At 44.4% G+C, this 18,550-nt stretch carries 20 protein-coding genes, 1 tRNA gene and 1 pseudogene; 18 read left to right on the forward strand and 4 right to left on the reverse strand.

What is annotated here, in order from left to right:
- Nucleotides 1–164: 164 nt before the first annotated feature.
- The 8 genes and pseudogenes from J4227_04295 to J4227_04330 all read left to right on the forward strand — a co-directional run bounded on the left by J4227_04295 (nucleotide 165) and on the right by J4227_04330 (nucleotide 7,474).
- Nucleotides 165–988, forward strand: a pseudogene (locus J4227_04295) (ATP-binding cassette domain-containing protein).
- Entirely contained in the window at nucleotides 985–1,731 is a 747-nt protein-coding gene (locus tag J4227_04300; protein ID MBS3109722.1) for an ABC transporter permease, read from the forward strand. Before J4227_04295 ends, J4227_04300 begins: the two are co-directional and overlap by 4 nt.
- Before the next feature lie 177 nt (nucleotides 1,732–1,908).
- Nucleotides 1,909–2,472, forward strand: coding sequence for a hypothetical protein (locus J4227_04305; protein MBS3109723.1), 564 nt, complete (start codon nucleotides 1,909–1,911; stop codon nucleotides 2,470–2,472).
- A 96-nt stretch (nucleotides 2,473–2,568) separates the two neighbouring features.
- On the forward strand, nucleotides 2,569–3,402 hold the full coding sequence (locus tag J4227_04310; GenBank protein MBS3109724.1) for a 3-keto-5-aminohexanoate cleavage protein: 834 nt from the start codon (nucleotides 2,569–2,571) through the stop codon (nucleotides 3,400–3,402).
- The gene (locus J4227_04315) at nucleotides 3,399–4,064 is read left to right on the forward strand and encodes a hypothetical protein (protein MBS3109725.1); all 666 of its coding nucleotides are present in this window, start codon (nucleotides 3,399–3,401) and stop codon (nucleotides 4,062–4,064) included. The genes J4227_04310 and J4227_04315 overlap by 4 nt, the downstream gene beginning before the upstream one ends.
- Before the next feature lie 107 nt (nucleotides 4,065–4,171).
- Entirely contained in the window at nucleotides 4,172–5,104 is a 933-nt protein-coding gene (locus J4227_04320; GenBank protein MBS3109726.1) for a DUF4215 domain-containing protein, read from the forward strand.
- A gap of 171 nt (nucleotides 5,105–5,275) precedes the next feature.
- Nucleotides 5,276–6,166, forward strand: a complete 891-nt coding sequence (locus J4227_04325; GenBank protein ID MBS3109727.1) for a hypothetical protein — start codon at nucleotides 5,276–5,278, stop codon at nucleotides 6,164–6,166.
- 114 nt (nucleotides 6,167–6,280) lie between these two features.
- Nucleotides 6,281–7,474, forward strand: coding sequence for a pyridoxal phosphate-dependent aminotransferase (locus tag J4227_04330; protein ID MBS3109728.1), 1,194 nt, complete (start codon nucleotides 6,281–6,283; stop codon nucleotides 7,472–7,474).
- 41 nt (nucleotides 7,475–7,515) lie between these two features.
- Here J4227_04330 and J4227_04335 read toward each other — a convergent pair whose 3' ends face one another.
- Nucleotides 7,516–8,688: a cation:proton antiporter gene (locus tag J4227_04335; GenBank protein MBS3109729.1), complete on the reverse strand. Its 1,173-nt coding sequence runs from the start codon at nucleotides 8,686–8,688 to the stop codon at nucleotides 7,516–7,518.
- 88 nt (nucleotides 8,689–8,776) lie between these two features.
- Here J4227_04335 and J4227_04340 point away from each other — a divergent pair, with 88 nt between their 5' ends.
- The 4 genes from J4227_04340 to J4227_04355 are packed head-to-tail and all read left to right on the forward strand — an operon-like array spanning nucleotide 8,777 to nucleotide 11,417.
- Complete coding sequence (locus J4227_04340) at nucleotides 8,777–9,076, forward strand: winged helix-turn-helix transcriptional regulator (protein MBS3109730.1); 300 nt, start codon at nucleotides 8,777–8,779, stop codon at nucleotides 9,074–9,076.
- Between the two features lie 30 nt (nucleotides 9,077–9,106).
- Nucleotides 9,107–9,391, forward strand: a complete 285-nt coding sequence (locus J4227_04345) for a hypothetical protein (protein MBS3109731.1) — start codon at nucleotides 9,107–9,109, stop codon at nucleotides 9,389–9,391.
- Between the two features lie 41 nt (nucleotides 9,392–9,432).
- Entirely contained in the window at nucleotides 9,433–10,143 is a 711-nt protein-coding gene (locus J4227_04350) for a sulfite exporter TauE/SafE family protein (GenBank protein ID MBS3109732.1), read from the forward strand.
- A gap of 44 nt (nucleotides 10,144–10,187) precedes the next feature.
- Nucleotides 10,188–11,417: a redoxin domain-containing protein gene (locus J4227_04355; protein ID MBS3109733.1), complete on the forward strand. Its 1,230-nt coding sequence runs from the start codon at nucleotides 10,188–10,190 to the stop codon at nucleotides 11,415–11,417.
- A 10-nt stretch (nucleotides 11,418–11,427) separates the two neighbouring features.
- Here J4227_04355 and J4227_04360 read toward each other — a convergent pair whose 3' ends face one another.
- Nucleotides 11,428–12,075, reverse strand: coding sequence for a DedA family protein (locus J4227_04360; protein MBS3109734.1), 648 nt, complete (start codon nucleotides 12,073–12,075; stop codon nucleotides 11,428–11,430).
- Between the two features lie 235 nt (nucleotides 12,076–12,310).
- Here J4227_04360 and J4227_04365 point away from each other — a divergent pair, with 235 nt between their 5' ends.
- A complete protein-coding gene (locus J4227_04365; GenBank protein ID MBS3109735.1) occupies nucleotides 12,311–12,541 on the forward strand; it encodes a hypothetical protein in 231 nt (76 codons plus the stop codon).
- Here the strand turns inward: J4227_04365 and J4227_04370 are convergent.
- Nucleotides 12,539–12,639, reverse strand: a tRNA-Met gene (locus tag J4227_04370). The genes J4227_04365 and J4227_04370 overlap by 3 nt on opposite strands.
- 137 nt (nucleotides 12,640–12,776) lie before the next feature.
- On the opposite strand from J4227_04370, the gene J4227_04375 reads away from it, so the two are divergent.
- The 5 genes from J4227_04375 (at nucleotide 12,777) to J4227_04395 (ending at nucleotide 17,445) form a co-directional block, all read left to right on the forward strand.
- Nucleotides 12,777–15,440 carry a hypothetical protein gene (locus J4227_04375; GenBank protein ID MBS3109736.1) on the forward strand — a complete coding sequence of 888 codons (2,664 nt, stop codon included), beginning with the start codon at nucleotides 12,777–12,779 and terminating at the stop codon, nucleotides 15,438–15,440.
- Between the two features lie 156 nt (nucleotides 15,441–15,596).
- Nucleotides 15,597–16,226, forward strand: a complete 630-nt coding sequence (locus J4227_04380) for a 50S ribosome-binding GTPase (GenBank protein ID MBS3109737.1) — start codon at nucleotides 15,597–15,599, stop codon at nucleotides 16,224–16,226.
- Between the two features lie 3 nt (nucleotides 16,227–16,229).
- A complete protein-coding gene (locus tag J4227_04385; protein MBS3109738.1) occupies nucleotides 16,230–16,613 on the forward strand; it encodes a DUF2073 domain-containing protein in 384 nt (127 codons plus the stop codon).
- A 49-nt stretch (nucleotides 16,614–16,662) separates the two neighbouring features.
- Complete coding sequence (locus tag J4227_04390; protein ID MBS3109739.1) at nucleotides 16,663–16,986, forward strand: hypothetical protein; 324 nt, start codon at nucleotides 16,663–16,665, stop codon at nucleotides 16,984–16,986.
- Nucleotides 16,987–17,283: 297 nt separating this feature from the next.
- The gene (locus J4227_04395) at nucleotides 17,284–17,445 is read left to right on the forward strand and encodes a hypothetical protein (GenBank protein MBS3109740.1); all 162 of its coding nucleotides are present in this window, start codon (nucleotides 17,284–17,286) and stop codon (nucleotides 17,443–17,445) included.
- A 127-nt stretch (nucleotides 17,446–17,572) separates the two neighbouring features.
- Here J4227_04395 and J4227_04400 read toward each other — a convergent pair whose 3' ends face one another.
- Nucleotides 17,573–18,082, reverse strand: a complete 510-nt coding sequence (locus J4227_04400; protein MBS3109741.1) for a hypothetical protein — start codon at nucleotides 18,080–18,082, stop codon at nucleotides 17,573–17,575.
- Nucleotides 18,083–18,550: the final 468 nt, after the last annotated feature.

Consider the following 18,550-nt stretch of genomic DNA (forward strand, 5'->3'; position numbering starts at 1 on the left):
GACAAGCTATTCTTGGCGGTTTGACCCCTGCCTTCCCGAACATCCGCCATTTAACGATTAGATATACCACTCACAACGCACCACCCATCTTACCACTCGCTTACGCAACACAGCCTCCCGTGCCACAAGCTTTATTAATCACTCAATGTCGCATTTCCAACACCATGGCAGGCAAAAAAGCGGAAAACAAAAAATCGGGCAGCATAATCCTGGCCAGGGGCCTGACAAAGAAATTCAATGGCCTCACAGCTGTCAACAGCATCAGCTTTTCTGTAAGGAAAGGCGAGATGTTTGCATTTCTCGGGCCGAACGGGGCAGGCAAGACAACCACTATCAAGATGCTGACAACCCTGCTAAAGCCGACAAGTGGCTCAGTGCTTTTGGATGGAAATGACGCGGCAAGGCAGAAAAACCTGGTAAGGAAATCATTTGGCATTGTCTTCCAGGACCCGAGCCTGGATGATGAACTCACAGCCTATGAAAACATGGAGTTCCATGGAATCCTCTATGGCGTTGCAAAAGCATCGAGAAGGCAAAGGATTGAGGATTTGCTCAAGCTGGTTGGCTTATGGGACAGGAAAGATGACCTTGTCAAGAATTCTCCGGCGGAATGAAGCGGAGGCTCGAGATTGCGCGCGGCCTGGTCCATCACCCAAAAATACTTTTCCTTGACGAGCCAACAGTCGGCCTTGACCCGCAGACAAGAAACAGCATGTGGGATTACATTAAGAAACTGAGCAGAAAAGAAAATATGACAGTTTTCTTCACAACCCATTACATGGAAGAGGCAGAAAAGATGGCAGAGACAGTGGCTGTCATAGACAAGGGGGAGATTGTTGCAAAAGGAACTCCTAATGACCTGAAAAACCAGACAAAATCAAAATCCCTTGAAGACGCGTTTCTCATCCTGACTGGCCGCACAATCAGGGAAGAGCAGGCATCTGGCGCAGACAGCATGAGGCAGCATAGGAGGATATGGGGCAGATGAGAGCAATCTACGTGCTTTGGATACGGCAGCTGAAGCGATACTGGCGCTCAAAGCCAAGGATGATAGGCTCCTTGGGCCAGCCAATATTGTTCCTTGTAGCCCTTGGCTTTGGCTTTGGCCCAATCTACCAGAAGGCAGGGGGCGGCAATTATCTTGATTTCCTTGCGCCAGGCATTATCACAATGAGCATACTTTTTGCTGCGATGTTTGCCGGGATTGAGCTTATTTGGGACAGGCAATTTGGGTTCCTTAAAGAAACACTTGTTGCCCCGGTTTCAAGGCTGAGCATTTTCATGGGCAGGACATTCGGCGGAGCGACTGTTGCATTTGCGCAGGGGTTGCTTGTATTCTTGATATCATTGGCAATTGGCTATAAGCCAACAAGCTATGGCATGCTGCCAATAGCCATGCTATTCATGCTCCTGATAGGCCTGCTGTTCACAGCCCTTGGCACCCTCATTGCCACATTTATGGAGGATATGCAGGCCTTTCCCATTATTATAAATTTCATAATCATGCCCTTGTTTTTCCTCTCAGGCGCATTATTCCCGCTGGACAATGTGCCCAATTCCCTGGCATTAACTGCGCGCTACAACCCTCTATCTTATGGTGTGGATGGCCTGAGAGCGGCATTGAGCTCAGCAACGCATTTCGGAGTCGGGCTTGACCTGGCAGTCCTCGCTGCAACTACTGTTGCACTGTTTGGCCTTGGCGCATATTTTTTCTCAAAGATACAGATATAAATATAAAGAAACGGCAGCCATTGCAACGGTATCAGCTTCCTTTGCCGCGATGCAAGGCCAGGACATGAACTATTGTTATTGCTCAGGTATTTAAATTACCGACGCTTATATTTTTCAAATATAAAATTCAGGAATTAACTTAATTAACTTTATAATTTAAATTTCGGGGGGATGCAAATGATTAGGACCATATTGACAACATTGATTGCCTTAATCTTGGTTAGTGGCGTATACGCACCGGCTGGAGTGCCATCATGCACTGCACCGGGAGTCTATATCTCTGGAAATGCTGACAGCTCGATAGTTGTGTGCGACGACCCGTCTGACACCACATGCGAGCAGGATTTTGGAAGCCTGTGCCCGGCAGAATTTCACCTCTGCACAGCTGATGAATACAACACCGGCAATGACAATTGGGATGGCACTACTCCAACCTGGCTTCTCGGGGAAATAACATGCAGGGCAGGCGGCGGAGCAGGACATTACACTGTGTATGGCGGCCTTCCATACTCCCAGGATGTTGCCTGGAACCAGATTGCTGGCTCAGAATTGCCTGAATGCCTTTCCGGATATGGCTGCAATGAGCAGGGATTTTATGCACTCTGCTGCGCAGGCGGCGGATATGTCCCTCCTGATGGCAACGGGGAAATCCCGCCCAATGGCGTGCCTGAATTCGGCATAGTTGCAGCAGCTGGAATACTTGCAGCAGCCGGTTACTTCATCTCCAGAAAGAGAAGATAGAATTATTTTTTCTTTCTATTTTCATTTTCCTTCTTTCTTATGGGCCAATTTCCTTAAAATATTTATAAGATGACTGCTTATTCACCACTGATAATGATGAAAGGCAAATTTTTTCTCAACCTGACAACAACGGGCATGATCCCGACAAAAGAGATGACGCCTCATGTTCCAATAGCTACAGGCGAGATTGTGAGTGAAATAATTGAATGCGCAAAGCTCGGGGCCAACATGGTCCACATCCATGCAAGGGACAGCAATGGCAGTCCAACCTCAAAGAAAGAAGCATATGCTGATATTATAGGAGGAATAAGAAAAAGAAACAAGGATGTTGTGCTTTGTGTCACAACAAGCGGCAGGAATGTTGTGGATTTTGAGGGAAGGTCAGAGGTTCTCGATATCGGGGGAAAATTGAAGCCGGACATGGCCAGCCTAACCCTGAGTTCCTTGAATTTCAACAAGCAGGCAAGCATAAATTCACCTGACATGATAAGGTCGCTTGCCCAGAAAATGCTGGACAAGGGAATCAAGCCCGAGCTGGAAGCCTTTGACCTGGGCATGGTAAATTATGGCAAGTATCTCATACGGAAGGGCTTGATCAGGCCTCCATATTATTTTAACCTCATCCTTGGCAACATTGCATGCGCACAGGCCGACATTCTGCACCTTGGCCTGATGATAAGGGAGCTTCCTGAAAATTCTTTATGGTCAGCCGGCGGCGTAGGCGACCCACAGCTCAGGATGAACATCATGTCGCTTCTGGCAGGCGGCGGAGTCCGGGTCGGTCTGGAAGACAACATCTGGTTTGATGAAGGCAGGACAAAACTCGCCACAAACAGGGCGCTTGTCCAAAGAATAATTTCCATTGCAAGTGACTTGGGCATGTCTCCCTACTCGCACAGGGAAGCAAGGAAAGCCCTTGGCCTAAAATGACAAGACTCAGCAGATTTTTCAACTGGCTCTCGCACCGGGACAAGCACGAAAGCCGCATCCTTACACTTTCCTATTGGCTTCAAAGAAAAGGGATTACTATCACTCCCTTTCACTTAGTGCTTGAGGGAACCGGACTGCTTTCAGGAACAGGCAACAAGCGTGCAGGGATGGAAAAGCTGCCAAAAGGATACAAATTCGTGATTCTAAAGGAAAAGGATGTGGCGCTTATTGCACATATGCCTGGAAGGTACATATTTGAGGAAGAACTCCTGAAGCGCCTTGCAGACGGAAATATCTGCCTGGCCATTCAGCATAAGAAAAAGATTGCGTCATTTGCCTGGTGTGATTTTAAGAAATGCAACAGCGTGACATACCACTTTGCGCTTCAAAAAGGCCAGGCATACATCTTTGATGCATTCACAATGAATGAATACAGGGGCATGGGGCTGGCTGTTAAGCTGAGGCTCCACATCCACAATTACCTGCACAAGAAAAAGATATCCACTATCTATTCCATAACAGAGGCCTTCAATTATCCGGCAATAAGCATGAAGAAAAAAACAGGCGGGATTACAATCTTATCAGGGGTGCACTTCAATTTTTTTAAGAAGGTTGACTTCCGGATTAAGCTGGGAAAGCACATTAATCCTATTAATGCTTAATCCTCATAGCCAATTAACAATGTTATTGGTATATTAATCTCTAATCAGGAGTAAAGCTTTAAATATAATGAACCATTAGAAAATTGACACATATTAATTCATTAAGCATGGGGGTGCGTATAATGAAGAAGATTGTGAGTTTGGTAATTCTTTTGACAGTTCTGGCCCTGCCGCTCGGTGTTTTTGCAGATGGGCCTTGTGACAGCGCTACGCAAGCCGACCAATGTGCATACGTTGACATTGGCTCGCTTCCACCATTTGCAGACGATACTGCAACGGCCGAAGGGGTTAATACAGGCCTGGATTGTGGAAATGTGTTAATCCTGTCGTCCGGAGAGCCATTGGACGGGGATGGGGAAATTAGCACAGACATGAGCAATCCTGGCTGTGGAACCAATCCAGACGGATATGACACATACGACTGCGTAGATATCCTTGGATTTACTCCAGATGTCAACAGCATTGTCCTGGCAGTTTCTTCTGAATGGCCTGAATATCAAGGATCAGACTACACTGACTGGATGAGAATAGGCGGCATTGTTGATGTCTCAATTGATGATTGGGGAACAGCAAACCTCATACCCTATGGCCCTTCCAACAGCGGAACCAAGACACTGGCCACACTGGGAGCCGGCGAGGCAGTTGATCTAAGGGTAGCTGATTCAGGCGATGAAATTTACGACACAGCCTTGATAGTCATTCCATTGGAATGCTTCGAAGATGAGCCAGAGCCGCTCTTGTGCGGAGATGGCCAGGTCCAGCCAGGAGAGGAATGCGACGATGGCAACACAGATGATGGTGATGGATGCTCATCAGTCTGCCTTATTGAAGAGGAAGGCGATCCATTCTGCGGCGACGGAAACCTTGACACATTTGAGCAGTGCGACGATGGCAACAATGCCGACGGCGATGGCTGCTCAGCAAAGTGCCAGTTCGAGAACGTTCCGCCAGACGGCGAAGTGCCTGAGTTCACAACAATCGGCGTGACTCTTGCTTTGGCGGGCGCAGCGGGCATTGCACTGTCAAGGAGAAGGAAGTAAGCATTGGCTTATTTTTTCTTTTTTTATTTTCTTTTAATTCTAAACTCTTTATCCATATCATCTCTCTGTCTCTTCACAATGGTAAAGCTTTATAAAGAATAAGCCCTATTAATCTTATATATTAATTTTGTCTATATTTGAAAAAGAAGGCACATCAGGGGGGTGCATAAGATGAAGACATTTTTAATGTACGGAATATTATTTCTGTTAGTTGTTTCGGCAGCATCAGCGGTGCCTGGAGACAATCTCCGGCAAATTATCGGGGCTTATTCGGAGCCATGCGGCATCAACACGGGCATTGCATTTGATGGCACTAACTTATTGATGAGTTGCTGGTCCCACAATGTTCTTGATGTTCTAAGCCCGGCAGATGGCAGTCTTGTGGGCACAGTTACTGTCCCTGGTTATGATGGCCTAATGGCGATGGCCTGGGATGCATCACGCAACAAGCTATGGATGTGTGCTGAACATAATGATGTTATCCTTGTTGATACAAGTGATGGCAGCAGCGTATTCATGTTCACCGCACCTAATTCATGCACAGATGGTTTGGCGTATGACGGATCCGATGATACCGTTTGGACAAGCGGTGATGTTCACTCAACAATCTACCATTACCAAACTGACGGTACAGAGATAGGGTCATTTAGCATGAGCGGCAAGATTGGCAGCTGTGGAAACTCTGGCATTGCAGTTGGCGGAGACAAGCTATATCTGGCCAACAACGGGTGCAGCCAAATTTACGAGGCATCAAAAGACCTGAGCAGTTCTGTATTATTCGCCAGTTTTCCAGAGAGATTGGAGGACATGGAGTGCGATGACATAACCTTTGCCGGTGATGGCGTTGGCGCTATCTGGAGCCAGGATGCATATGACAGAATAATCAATGCATACGAGATTCCACAAGGACAATGCGGCTTTGGAGGTCTTCCACCACCGCCAGACTGTGATGGAGATTGCCCACCACCGCCAGACGGCGAAGTGCCTGAGTTCACAACAATCGGCGTGACTCTTGCTTTGGCAGGCGCAGCGGGCATTGCACTGTCAAGGAGAAGGAAGTAAGCATTGGCTTATTTTTTCTTTTTTTCTTTCTTTTTTCTGTTTCTTGTTTCCCAAAACCATTTTTATCCTTTTTATCCGATAGCTTTTTAATTTCAGCGCCAAAAGCTAGTCAACATGCATATCTCTTCCAGGACAAATGGGTTGGGCACAGAAAATGCCTTTGTCGTCCTTGCAGACGTCAACAGGCGCATAAGGGAAGGCCAGGACATCATCAGTTTTTGCATTGGCCAGCCTGATTTTGACACCCCTCAAAATATCAAGGATGCGGCAATCGACGCGCTCAGAAAAGGCAAGACAGGATACACTGACTCTGCAGGGGTTCACGAGGTCAGGGAAGCAATAGCACATCACCTTTCAACATCCAGGCGCATTCAAGTTAAACCTGAGGATGTCGTAATTGCCAACGGGGCCAAGCCGTTCATTGCATTTGCAATACTCTCAACAACAGATTATGGCAAGGGTGATGAAGTTATTTATCCAAATCCCGGATTTCCGATTTACGAATCCCAGATTATTGCCAATGGCGCTGTGCCAGTCCAACTGCCACTGACAGAGAAAAAGGGATTTGGCTTTGAGATTGGTGAACTGAAAAAAAGGATAACCGCGAAAACCAGAATGCTCATCATTAACACCCCCCAGAATCCAACAGGAGGCATTCTCAGCGGGGAAGACCTGAACGAGGTCGCAAGGCTTGCAAAGAAGCATGACTTCTGGGTATTTTCAGATGAAATATACAGCCAGATTGTCTATGACGGCGAATTCAGGAGCATTGCGTCCATTCCAGGAATGTTTGAGCGCACGATAATACTGGACGGCGCTTCCAAGGCTTATGCAATGACAGGCTGGAGAATGGGCTTTGCCGCCAATCCTGTCATGGCCCCGCATATGGCAAAATGGATGACCAACATGGAGTCATGCGCAAACCACATTGCACAGTATGCCATGAAAGAGGCATTCAGCGGGCCACAGAAAGAAACAGCAAAAATGGTGGCCACTTTCAAGAAGAGAAGGGACCTCATTGTGAAATTATTGAATGATATCGGCGGCGTCAGCTGCCTGTCGCCCGGAGGGGCATTCTATGCCTTCCCTAATGTGACGCAGGCATGCAAACGGCTCAAGCTCAGGAATGCCGAGGAATTGCGGAAACTTCTTTTAGAGAACGGCGTGGCTGTATTGGCAGACACCCATTTCGGCAAGAAAGACCCGAATGAGACACAACATTATATCAGGCTCTCTTATGCAACTTCCACGGAGAATATAATTGAAGGATGCAAAAGAATGAAAAAAACAATAGAAGGGGAAAAATAACCAACTATGCCCCGACTGAATTTCTTCATGAATTTGCCAGCTTAATCCTTGCTGCCTTTCACTTTCAGCTTCAGCATAATGGGCTTAAGAAGCGGCGGGGTAATGAATGTTGTCAGCATAATCATTATTACCAGAACGCCATACAAGGAGGCGTCTATCAATCCAGAGGTCAGGCCAAAGGTCGCGAATATAAGGCCGACTTCGCCCCTTGGAATCATGCCAATGCCTATTGCCCACGGGTTGGCCTTCTTTCCAATAACAGCAATCCCTGATGCCAGCTTGCCGGCAATGGCAATAAGCGTCAACACAATTATAAAGCCAAGATTGCTTAAATTGGCAAGGACATGGACATCAATATATGCCCCTGCCTGAATGAAGAATAATGGAACAAACATATCAGCTACTGGCTGTATCCTTTCATGGATGTGTTCTTTCTGCTCTGTCCTTTCCAGTATCAATCCAGCAGCAAAAGCCCCTACAATTGTTGCCAGGCCGATAAGGTTTGCCATAACTGCCAGGATGAGGCTCAATGCAAATGCAAAAACAATCACGCTTCCCCTCACCTGCATCCTGTTGATATAGCGGAATAGCCACGGCGTAAACTTTATCCCAACCCATGTTGTCAAAACAAGAAAGAGCACCGAGACAAACGTAATCTTTCCAATGCCAAATATTGAAACCTTGCCTAACTCAACTATCCCTGTGACAATTGAAAGTATAATCAAGCCAATAACATCATCAATAACCGCAGCTCCAAGAATTATCCTTCCTTCTTCAGTATCAATCCTCTTGATATCTGAAAGTACCCTCATTGTGATGCCGACGCTGGTTGCTGTGAGTGTTGCGCCAATGAACAAGGCCACAGTGCTGGGATGCCCGGATAGAGCAAAATATGCATAGCCGGTAATCAATGGGACAGCAACACCTACACACGCAACTAAAGTGGCTGTCATGCCGGATTTTAAGAGCTTGTAAACATTTGATTCCAACCCAACCTCAAATAAAAGGAGTATGACCCCTATCTCTGCCAGAAATGTAAAAACCTCATTTTCTCCGGGCTGTAGAATGTGCAAAAGGCTTGGCCCCATGACAATCCCGACCATGAGCTCTCCAAGCACGGCACTTTGGCCCATTTTCTCAAATAATTCCCCTATAATTTTAGCCAGAATGAGTGCCAGGATGATTGTCAGCAATGTTATGATAAATATTTCCATACCTATTGAATTAGGGATTAATATTATAAAGCTTTCTAGTCTTCTAAATACGAAAATCTTTTTATTGTCAGCTGACAAACCTTCTCATATGAAGCATATACTGCTGTATCTTATAGCCGGCACGCGCGGCGGCGAGACACGGGCCAGAATAATAAATTTTCTGCGCAAAAAGCCATCAAATGCACACAAGCTCGCCAAGTCATTAAAACTTGACTATAAAACCATCACACACCATCTCGAAATACTGATTGACAACAAAATTCTGGGGGTCACAACACAGAAAAAATACGGGGCAGTATACTACCTGGATGAGTTTTTTGAGAAGGAAATCAGCACTTTCGACGAGATTGTGGCGAAATTTGGGCAAGATTTGGGAAAAAGTAATTAAATAACTGAGAGTTCCATGGAGGTTAGGCAAATGACAATAATAATGCAGGCCACAACAGCGCTGACATTTTTGTCCATTGCTTTGCTGGCAGTGTTGTTGCGGATTTACTGGCAAAATTATGCAAAAATAAAGTCAAAGTTTACAATAGGCTTGATGCTGTTTGCCGGAGTATTCCTTGTGCAAAACATGGTGTCGTTTTATTTTTTTGTGACCATGATGCCCTATTTTGTCCAAGCAGTTGAAATGCATGTGTTCCTGCTTTCACTGCTGCAGTCGATAGCATTTTCAGTAATGCTCTGGAATGCCTGGAAGTAAAAATGATTTAAGTTTAATAGGTGAAAATCAAGGTGATATGGATGGTTGAGGTTAGCTTAATAGCAGCATTTATCGGCGGAATTATATCATTTTTGAGCCCGTGTGTTCTTCCCCTTATTCCTGGATTTTTAGCCTACCTCTCTGGCACCTCGTTGGGCGATACGGGCAAGGGCTCCAGGGCTAAGATGTTTCTCAACAGCGTATTTTTTGTCCTTGGATTTTCATCTGTATTTGCGCTGCTTGGCGTGCTTCTCAACACAGTTCTTGAGTCATCATCTTACAGCGTCCAGACATGGCTTGGCCGAATCGGGGGGATTATAATAATCTTTTTCGGGCTTTATCTCCTTGGGCTAATCAAAATTCCATTCCTTGAACGCGACCATAAGCTGAAAGTCACTACGAAATTCAGCATCAGCTATGTAACATCATTTGTATTCGGGGCTGCATTTGCAGTTGGCTGGAGCCCGTGCGTGGGCGCAGTGCTTGGCTCAATACTGGCGCTGGCAGCGAGCCAGCCAGGCATGAGCTTTGCATTGCTCGCAGTTTATGCTCTTGGACTTGGCCTTCCATTCCTAATAGTGGGATTATTTTCTGGTCAGGCAATTACCCTGATAAACAAATCAGAAAAATTCCTGAAATATTTCAACATTGTTGTGGGAATATTCCTGCTGATACTCGGCGTGTTGGTATTTACCGGCACACTGAATTTAGTTGCAAATTTCAGCTTCGTAAACAATTTTTTACTTAGATAATTAGCTAATGAATCAATATACAAGTCAAGACCAGACGTGATAAAATGAAAAAAATGCAAAGAAACATTTGGCTGGGAATAACTATCATGTTGCTGGTAGCTTTTGGCACGTATGTCAGCTCTAAAAAAACAGGCAACCCCCTTGAGCAGGGGCCTGTTGAAACTGACAATTTACAATCCGGCCAGGCAAGCCAGGGAGAGAATTCACAAAGCGCAAATTCTGGCGCACAAGCGCAAACAACTGCAGGTGTCACTCCTGATGATTCTAATGGGCCAAAAGACCCGAGAATTGTTGAAAAAGAATCCAGATTCCCGCGATATGTTGAATTAACTGGAACACAAAAGCAATTCAACACCGACCATGACATCACAATAGGCGAATACATTGGAAAAAAGGTAATTATTGTTGATTTCTGGACATACAGTTGCATAAATTGCCAGAGAACTTTGCCCTACATCACATCCTGGTGGGATAAGTACAAGGATCAGGGGCTTTTAATTATAGGGGTCCACACCCCTGAATTTGACTTTGAAAAAGACGCGGACAACCTGCAAAAGGCAATTGAGAAATTTGGCGTTGAATATCCGGTTGTGCAGGACAACAACTTCCAGACATGGAGGGCTTACAAAAACAGGTACTGGCCAAGAAAATATATGATTGACATTGATGGATTCATTGTGTATGACCACATTGGCGAAGGGGCATACAAGGAAACCGAACAGCTGATCCAGCAGCTTCTTGAAGAGAGAAAGGAAGTCCTGGGGGAAGCTGCAGACATACCCAAAAGCATCACTTCATTTGAATCTGATTCGGGGCAAATTGCTGTAAGGGCCGCCATCTCGCCGGAAATGTATTTTGGATATGGCACCCTGCGGGGCAATTTTGGAAATACAGCGGGGCCGATGGCAGGTGAAACAGCTGAATACACTCTTCCGGCGGAAATGGCTGTGGATAATTTTTATCTGGAGGGAAATTGGCTGAGCAATAAAGATAATCTTGAAACAACAGGCCCGACCAGCAAAATGCTCCTTAAATACAGGGGAAGACAGGTTAACATAGTGGCGGGCGCCATGAAAAGCTCCACGCTTTCTCTTAAAATAGATGGAAATCCACTAACCTCAGACCAAATGGGAACAGATGTAAATGAAGATGGCACTGTTGTCATAAGCCCATTTGGGTTATATGGGCTTGTTCAGGGTGAATATGGCACGCATACATTGGAAATCACAGCTCAAGACCCGGGCATAATGCTGTATACTTTTACTTTCGGCTAGACAGAAACCTCTATGATACATATTTGATTGCGTAAAATCCGCCGACTAAAAGAATCAATCCCAGCAGGGCCAGCCATTCAAAATATTTCTCAATTATCTCCTTAATCCTTGGCCCAAAGAAATAGAGCATCGCTGCAACGAGGAAATATCTCAACCCTCTTCCTAATATTGAGGCCAAAACAAGCGTGTGGATTGGTATGCTCCACACTCCTGCTGCAATTGTGAATACCTTATACGGGATTGGGGTCAGGGCTGCTGCAAGAATATATAAAAACGCATTGCTTTCATAGTAGCTGCCGACCAATGCAAATTTTGCCTGGTAGCCGAGAGTCTCGATTATCCTGTGCCCTACTGTCTCGTACAATCCATGGCCAATATACCAGCCAAAAATGCCGCCCAGCACCGAAAATGTCGTTGTCAGGAATGCATAGAAGAATGCCCGTTTGGGCTTTGAAAGAGAAAGCGGCATCATCAATATATCCGGAGGGATTGGGAAAAAGGATGACTCAACAAATGCCAGGATGCACAAGGCAGCTGTCGCATACTTCTTGTCAGCCCAGGCCAACACCCAATTATATAGCCTTTTCATTATGCCGAATGTGTAGAAATGGAAGATATTCTTCTTCTCCACCCGGGATGCTGATCTCTCCTTGGCCATGCAAAAAAAAGAACAGACCTCAGTATAAAAAGGTTTAGGCAGGATATCCAAGACTGTTCGCAAGGCAAACCAAGCAGGAAGCCTTAAAATCTGCATTTTCCACCAGTCCATGGCTGGCGGCAGAAAACCATTAGGCGCTCCAGAAAGTGGAAAATGCAGGGCCTGAACGAGCGATCCCAGTGAACGGAGTGAGCGGGCATGCAGCCGGTCTGTGACCGCTTGTGGTCGCGAGTGATTGACAAGTGAAGTGCTGTCTCGGGAGGTCGCAGGCACATTGAAAAAGTGGAATTTCAAAGTATCCGAAATTTATAATTATCACCTTAAAGATCCAAGAATAAAGAAGGGATACACTATTATTAATAGAATTGAGCTGAATGGTCAGGCTAACTTTGATTTATGGCTCAGAAAAGTTAGATTTCTCAGTCCGAAGCACCTTGAAAAAATCAGAAAATGGAAGGAAAAATAGCGGGGGGTAGATTTGAATTCGGTGACAGTCCTTCCAACTGCCTCTACCGACCTGTGGGTTATGAGCCCACCGGGCACTCCTGACTGCCCTACCCCGCTATAAAATTATTCAAGCTGTCAGACGTTTATAAATGTCACGATTTTCCACCAGTGGTTTTTGACACTTTAGGTTTTCACAGGCACATTCAAAGGAGTAACATCACATTTTTTAAACACCTCCTGACTTCCGTAGGAGAATGGGGGATGAATTGTCGTCTGCAGTAGATGTACAGCAAACAACTGCTCAGTCAGAGCCACAGCTTCGTATTCAGCCCAAAGATATTGCGAGGTGGCTTGGAGCTGCTTTTGATTTTGTGCTCAAGCACAAGTTTGCCTGTCTGCTTGTTCTTGTTTTGCTGCTGCAGGTGCTTCCTAATTATGGATATTTGCCGTGGGGCGGGATTTGGATGCGGATGCAGACACAGGGGATGGCGCACGCATACCAGCTTGCCACAAGGGATGTTACTGAGGAAATGCTTGGAAAGATTGAACAGAAGGTTGGTGAAAAACTGCCTGAGAAGAACATCAATGAGCGAAAGGCGCTTGCTGCTCAGGAGTTTTTTCGGCGGAGGGAGTATTACTGGCAATTGATGCAGAGCAGGATTGATCAAAAGGCACTGGAGTTTCGGGCTTCATTTGCTTACGAGCAGGGTGGAAAAATGTTTTCCTATCCTTATGATGTTGACTCATTTTACTTTTTGAGGTTTGCAAGGAATATTGTGGAAAAAGGGATGAGAGGAGAGGTTGTTAAGGAGGGAAAAACTTATGATGCGCTTGCCACCGCTCCTTTGGGCAGCCCTATTGATGAAGCGACTCTTCACGTTTATTCAATGGCTTTTCTGTACAGGATTTTTCGGCTTGTTGACAGGAGTGTTCCTTTTTTGGAGGCAGCTGCTTTTCTTCCGGTTGCATTGGCAGTATTGACAATTATTTTTGCATTTTTGCTCGGGTATGGCATGCACGGGCCTGTGGCAGGTTTTTTTTCAGCGCTGCTTGTTGGCATTATGGGAAATGGCGTTGGAAGAACTTTATGGGGCAATCCAGACACTGATGGTTACTCACTATTTTTTCCATTGTTGATAGTAATGATTTTTTTTATTGGATTAAAAGCAAGTGCAAGCAAGCAGTTGATGTTTGCTGCACTTTGCGGATTTTTACTTGCTGTTTTTGCTCTTCTTTGGCCCGGCTGGTGGTTTTTGTTTGATGTTATGATTGTAGTTCTGACACTTAATGTGTTGTACAAAATTTTCTATGACAGGCGCTCTGCGACACAATCAGTTATGTTGCTTGCAGTGCTTTTGGTGTCCACTGGTTTTTTTGTAACGCTTTTCATAAAGTTTGAATATTTCTCTTCCAGTTTTGGAAACTTTTTGCAGTACCAAAAAAGCATCACAAGCCCGTTAAGATTCAACATTTGGCCTAATGTTTACACGACAGTGGGTGAGCTTCAGGGAGTTTCGCTTAAGGAAGGGATTATTTCGCTTGGTGGTTTTTTTATTGTTGCAGCAGCACTTTTTTCATTTTTGTTTGTCGCATTAAAACAAAGAGATTCTCCTGAGGGAGTTACGTGTTTTGTGCTTTTGTTGTGGCTTATGGGAATGCTGTACGCATCAACACAGGGCTTGAGGTTTTTGTTGCTGGCAGTTGCTCCAGTCGCGCTTGGTTTTGGAATTTTTTCAGCCAAGCTTGCATCCTTTGCTGAAAATAAAAAGTTGTCGAAATTTCTGTTCACAGGGATAGTTATTTTCCTGCTTGGAATTATCATGATGTCAAAACAGGCACAGGAGTCGTATGCGCTTTCTGTTAACGAGGAACCTTATGTGGATGATGCGTTGTGGTCATTGCTTGAAACCATTAAGGCAAGTAGTCTGCCTGATGCGATAATAACTTCATGGTGGGATTTGGGGCACATATTCAAGTATGTTGCTGAACGTCCGGTGACAGTTGATGGCGGCTCCCAACATAGAACAATCACTTATTGGGTTGGTAAGATACTTGCAACAGACAATGAAAAAGAGGCGGTTGGCATTCTTCGTATGCTTGACTGCGGCTCAACCCGTGCTTATGAAATTCTGGAAAACAAAACTGCCGATGCATTAAAGGCAGTTGGCATTCTTGATAAGATTCTGTTGATGGACAAGGAGTCAGCTGAGCAGGAGCTCAGGATGCAAAACATTGATCCTGCTGATTTAATTCCGCACGTAAAGTGCACTCCTCCTCAGGCGTTTGTCATTGTTTCTGCAGACATGGTGAAAAAAGCAGAAGTTTGGGGTATGTTTGGTGCGTGGAATTTTACAAAAGCAATGGAAGTAAGTCTTGCACACAACACCCCCCAGGAAAAAGGAATTGAAAATTTGCAAAATTATTTTGGGCTTGACAAAAGAGAGGTGCAGGAAACGTATGACAGGATAAACTCTTTTATGGACGCAAAGGAATACATTGCGCCAAAGCCATACTATGACGTGGAAGGCGCAAGGTGCATAAATGACACTGATGGGCTTTTGTGCGCCAATGGGCTGAGATTGAATATTTCTTCAATGGAATCTGTTGGCGTAAAAACAGGAAAAAAATATGGAGTGGTTTATCCAACAAGTGATGGTGAGCTTAAGGTGTCATCGAACGCAAGCATTTATCAGCTGATAATACCTTTTGGTGAAAGGACTGAAAACGTAATTTCATCGTCTGAATTGAAGACAAGCATTTTTACGCGGCTTTATTTCTACAGAGGACATGGGCTCAGGCATTTCAAACTTCTCGCATGGAAGCCCTCTATGACAAAAGGACACTATTTTGCATACAGGATTGATTGGGATGGAAGCGAGCCGTTTATTCTTCCAGAAGCGTATCAGGTAAGCAAGTAGTGCTGCTTTTTCATATTAGTTTCGCTGAATGGTACTTGTTTACCATAGCTTCTCACAAATTTGCCCTGAGTGAAGCGCCGAAGGCGCGGAACTCGGGCAAATTCGTAGAAAGTTATTTAAACCTAATATAAACCTTATCCGGAAAACGGTGGTAGTATGATTAAAAAATTAATGGGTTGGCTGTCTGGTTTTTTCAGTTCTCAAAAAAAGAACATTAAGCTTGGAATTTATGGTCCTCCTAATTCTGGAAAAACAACGCTTGCAAACAAGATTTGTCAGGACTGGCTTGGGCAGGACATGGGTTCTGTGTCGAGCATTGCTCATGAAACGCGTGAAATTCAGATAAAGGAGCAAATTAGCATTAAGGCAAAGGATGGAAGGGAGTTGTTGTTTAACCTTGTTGATACTCCTGGCATTGCAACAAGGATTGATTATGAAGATTTTATCAAGTCAGGAATGACTGAAGGAAAAGCAAAAAAAAGAGCAAAAGAGGCGACAAGAGGAGTGATTGATGCCATCAAATGGCTGGATGAAATGGATGTTGTGCTTGTGGTGCTTGATGCTGCAACTGATCCTTATTCGCAGGTCAACATTACAATAATAGGAAACCTTGCAGCACGCAACATTCCAGTTCTTATTGTGGCGAACAAGATTGACCTGCGTAAGGCAAATATGAAGAAAATACAGGCAGCTTTCCCGCAATATGAAGTGATTGGCATCTCTGCTAAGTACGGCAAGAACGTAAACGAGTTTTATGAATCTCTCTTCAGGCTCGCAGGAAGGTGAACAATGGTCACGCTGCAATTTGTGCCATACACTGACATAGAACAACTGTCAAGTGTGGGGCGAATAAGGCATTTGCTTAACATAGCAAAGCAGAATAAGATTGTGCTTTTGCAGGGCAGGCTTAAAAAAGAAGAGGAAGCGGAATTAATCAAGGTTACAATGGAGGAGATTAATAGACAATTCAGGGGTATTGAGCTTGCAGTAATAAACCCGCAACAAAGCCAAATCGGCGGGTTCACAAAAGTAAAATACGACATCCTTGGAATGCTCCTTGGTGACAGAAGCGGACTCACAATAATAGGTCCAGCAAGTGTTGTTAAAGCAATATCAAAAGACCCAAACAAGATAGAATTATACACCAGAAATGCAAAAAAGAGAAAGAAATGAGACAAAGTAGTAGAAACTCTTAAAAACCCCTGTTAACTAAAATAAATATATGCCTCATCAATGCGTTCGCTGCAGCACTATTTATGAAGACGGCGCTTCTGAAATACTGAAAGGGTGTTCCTGCGGTGCAAGATTGTTTTTCTACATTAAAAAAGAGCGGCTTGAAGATGCGCAAAAGGAGCTTGAGGCAAATCTTTCTGTCGAACAAAAACAGCAGATAGAGGAAGACGTGTTTGACATGCTGAATATAGACAAGAAATATGAGCTTGACCTTGTGCATTTGTTTAAAGGAGACCCTCTTATTTTCAAGCTTGCAGAGGGAAAATACGTAATAGACGTAGCAGAAACATTTGCAAGGATGAGAAAAAAGTAAAATTTTCTCGAGTTCAACTGAGCTTTACTCAGTTTCACACGAGAAAATTCAAAACGAGTTACGGTAAATGTAATAATAATTGTTCCACGGTAAAGCTAAACGTTAAATCAAAACGTAAAACAAACCGTAGCATTATTTTGCTCCCACAGCCATTTTGGAATTTTCGCGTATGAGTGAGCGATAGTGAACGAATACAGAAAATTCGTACATTGAGACTTGCTAACAAGTACAAAAAAGTAAAGTTTATATATCTGCAGACTACCACTATGTTTATCACATTTAAAATGAGGTGAAAAAATGGATGAAAATAAAGTTCCACTGTTAGTATTTGGGCTTGTTGTGATTGTTGCAGCAATAGGACTTGTGCTGTTGTACTCAGGCAGCGGGGCTACTGGAAAAATTGTTACTATGGCTGGCTGCGATTCTCCTTCGACACCAGTGCTGACAAGGCGCTTGTGACAAAGCACCAGGAGTGGATGATTATGGTTATGAAACATGGTGTTGCAGTCCTCCGGCAAATGTGCCTGTGAGTGAAAGGTATGAAGGCGTGCCAATTCTTGGGTACGATTAATTTTTTTTATTATAATTATTTTCTTAAATATTTAACAAGTTTTTCTGAGTCAGACAAGAATTCTTTAGATCTGAAATCTTCCTGTTGTTCATACATTTCTTTTTTTCGCTCATAGAGTTCTTTTTGGGCAGCTTCAATAAAGTTTTCCTGGTATTGTGTTTTTTCCTGCTTTTGGATTTCAGTTTCATAAAATATTGCGCTTAACCTTTTGTAAATTTCCTCTGCAGGCTTTTCATGCAGTCTTTGATGTATTTGGTCTGGTGTTGGCACTTGTGCGACCTGTTCAAGTGTTGAAATTTTGTCGTCTTTTTTCACGATTTCTTCAACAGATTGCACTACTTTAGGCGTCTCAATTTTTTCAAGAACTTGGGCTGCTTTTTTTGCTTCTTCCAGTGCTTCTGCAACATCTTCAATGTCTTTTTTGGTTTCTTCCTGTGCTTTCTTAAGCCGTGCCTGTAGTTCCTGCAGTACTTTGACGCGTTCCTGTGGGGGAAGTTTGTTAATAGATTCAAGATTTATTGCCACAAATAAACTGTTGGAGGATGATTTAATAATTTATGTGTTTGTCGTACATGGTAGCAGGTCTGAATGTACGAATTTTCTGTATTCGCTCGGCTTCGCCTCGCTCATACGCGAAAATTCCAAAACTCCGGAGCAAAACCTCCATAGCGTTTACTTCGTAGCGTTATCTCCCGTAGCATTGGAAAATTCCTGAGAAAACGTTCTCGTCCCCAGAGCTAGCCAGAATTAGCAGCAAAGATTGCGTGCATTTGGGGTCGAGAACGTTTTGTGAGCCTGCGAACTCGGAATTTTCGTGAGCGGCAGAATTATATACTCCACACTCTTTCAGAAATGCATGTCTGAAAAAGCAGGTGTTGCGGTGTTGATTCTTGTTGCTGTTGTTGCAGTTGGTGGCTTGATTAACAGCACTAATTCTTCAACTGCGCTTGTGTCTGCAGCGCCAAGTTGTGCACAAATGGATGCATCATACAA

This window comes from Candidatus Woesearchaeota archaeon (genome assembly GCA_018303405.1).
In the GTDB taxonomy this organism is placed as follows: domain Archaea; phylum Nanobdellota; class Nanobdellia; order Woesearchaeales; family JABMPP01; genus JAGVYD01.

Excerpts from the sequence above, each read along its gene's own strand:
- J4227_04300 (MBS3109722.1), top strand. The coding sequence starts at position 985 with ATGAGAGCAATCTACGTGCTTTGGATACGGCAGCTGAAGCGATACTGG.
- J4227_04305 (MBS3109723.1), top strand. The coding sequence starts at position 1,909 with ATGATTAGGACCATATTGACAACATTGATTGCCTTAATCTTGGTTAGT.
- J4227_04310 (MBS3109724.1), top strand. The coding sequence starts at position 2,569 with ATGAAAGGCAAATTTTTTCTCAACCTGACAACAACGGGCATGATCCCG.
- J4227_04315 (MBS3109725.1), top strand. The coding sequence starts at position 3,399 with ATGACAAGACTCAGCAGATTTTTCAACTGGCTCTCGCACCGGGACAAG.
- J4227_04320 (MBS3109726.1), top strand. The coding sequence starts at position 4,172 with ATGGGGGTGCGTATAATGAAGAAGATTGTGAGTTTGGTAATTCTTTTG.
- J4227_04325 (MBS3109727.1), top strand. The coding sequence starts at position 5,276 with ATGAAGACATTTTTAATGTACGGAATATTATTTCTGTTAGTTGTTTCG.
- J4227_04330 (MBS3109728.1), top strand. The coding sequence starts at position 6,281 with ATGCATATCTCTTCCAGGACAAATGGGTTGGGCACAGAAAATGCCTTT.
- J4227_04335 (MBS3109729.1), bottom strand. The coding sequence starts at position 8,688 with ATGGAAATATTTATCATAACATTGCTGACAATCATCCTGGCACTCATT.
- J4227_04340 (MBS3109730.1), top strand. The coding sequence starts at position 8,777 with ATGAAGCATATACTGCTGTATCTTATAGCCGGCACGCGCGGCGGCGAG.
- J4227_04345 (MBS3109731.1), top strand. The coding sequence starts at position 9,107 with ATGACAATAATAATGCAGGCCACAACAGCGCTGACATTTTTGTCCATT.
- J4227_04350 (MBS3109732.1), top strand. The coding sequence starts at position 9,433 with ATGGTTGAGGTTAGCTTAATAGCAGCATTTATCGGCGGAATTATATCA.
- J4227_04355 (MBS3109733.1), top strand. The coding sequence starts at position 10,188 with ATGAAAAAAATGCAAAGAAACATTTGGCTGGGAATAACTATCATGTTG.
- J4227_04360 (MBS3109734.1), bottom strand. The coding sequence starts at position 12,075 with ATGGCCAAGGAGAGATCAGCATCCCGGGTGGAGAAGAAGAATATCTTC.
- J4227_04375 (MBS3109736.1), top strand. The coding sequence starts at position 12,777 with ATGGGGGATGAATTGTCGTCTGCAGTAGATGTACAGCAAACAACTGCT.
- J4227_04380 (MBS3109737.1), top strand. The coding sequence starts at position 15,597 with ATGATTAAAAAATTAATGGGTTGGCTGTCTGGTTTTTTCAGTTCTCAA.
- J4227_04385 (MBS3109738.1), top strand. The coding sequence starts at position 16,230 with ATGGTCACGCTGCAATTTGTGCCATACACTGACATAGAACAACTGTCA.
- J4227_04390 (MBS3109739.1), top strand. The coding sequence starts at position 16,663 with ATGCCTCATCAATGCGTTCGCTGCAGCACTATTTATGAAGACGGCGCT.
- J4227_04395 (MBS3109740.1), top strand. The coding sequence starts at position 17,284 with ATGGATGAAAATAAAGTTCCACTGTTAGTATTTGGGCTTGTTGTGATT.